1 protein-coding gene is annotated in these 949 nt (G+C 26.2%); it reads right to left on the reverse strand.

Annotated features, from left to right (window positions below; genetic code table 11):
* The coding region (locus B0A80_RS20560) for an AAA family ATPase (RefSeq protein WP_233430796.1) at positions 1-911 on the reverse strand (911 nt) is incomplete at its 3' end.
* Positions 912-949: the final 38 nt, after the last annotated feature.

Raw genomic sequence — 949 nt, forward strand, 5'->3', positions numbered from 1 at the left:
TCTTTATTTGATGTAATTTGCTCTAGAAATAATCTTTGCATTCCAGGATGTAAATTGATTTCTGGCTCATCAATAAAAATAAAGGATTCGGGTTCAGCCATAAAAATTTTATACATTAATATAATTAATGCTTGAACACCATCACCTAAATTATATAGTTTTCTTGTTTCTTTTTCACCTTCAACGTGTATAAGAATTAGCTCTGATTCGTTGATTCCTTTTTCATTATCATTTTTATCAAATTTTGCTACAATATCAATTTGTTTACCATCAAAAAAATTGGCTCCTAAAAATTTTTCAAAATTTTCAAACTGAATTCTTATGCTTTTTTCTGAATTTCTAGAATTCAAAATATCTCGGTATAAATGTAATCCAGTAAAAATTTGAACACTTTTGTCTATTCGATAATTTTGCAGGTACGTATGAAGAAATATATCATTTTCAATCTTCTCATAATCATTTGTTCCAGGCACATCAAATTTCTTTTCTGATCCATGCTTTATAATCTGAAATAATGAATGAGCAGTTCTTAAAGTTGGTATATAATATTTTTTAGGCTTAAATTCTTTCGTAAATGTTTCTTCAATTTTAGAATAATTCTTTATAAAGCTATCTTGCATATCGGGATAAGCTAACATTTCTTCGAGTCTTTTTTTATTAGCATTAATGACAGAGATTACATTTTTAAAGTCATCTTGTTTCAATTTAGTAAGCCTATTTTGCTGCATTTTACTTGCTTTCTGATTCAATGTTAAATTTCCATAAACCCGTCTACTATTAGCATCTAAAAAAGCTTGTATTTTATCCCTATTAAACATTTCAACATATAAATTATACTCATCAATAAATTGACGTATTAACAATAAATTATTAATTGAAAAATATGAATTTAGAGACATTAACTCTCTCATAAATCTGCTTTTACCGCAATTATTAGCTCCAACAATTA

The sequence above is a fragment of the Flavobacterium tructae genome (assembly GCF_002217475.1).
In the GTDB taxonomy this organism is placed as follows: domain Bacteria; phylum Bacteroidota; class Bacteroidia; order Flavobacteriales; family Flavobacteriaceae; genus Flavobacterium; species Flavobacterium tructae.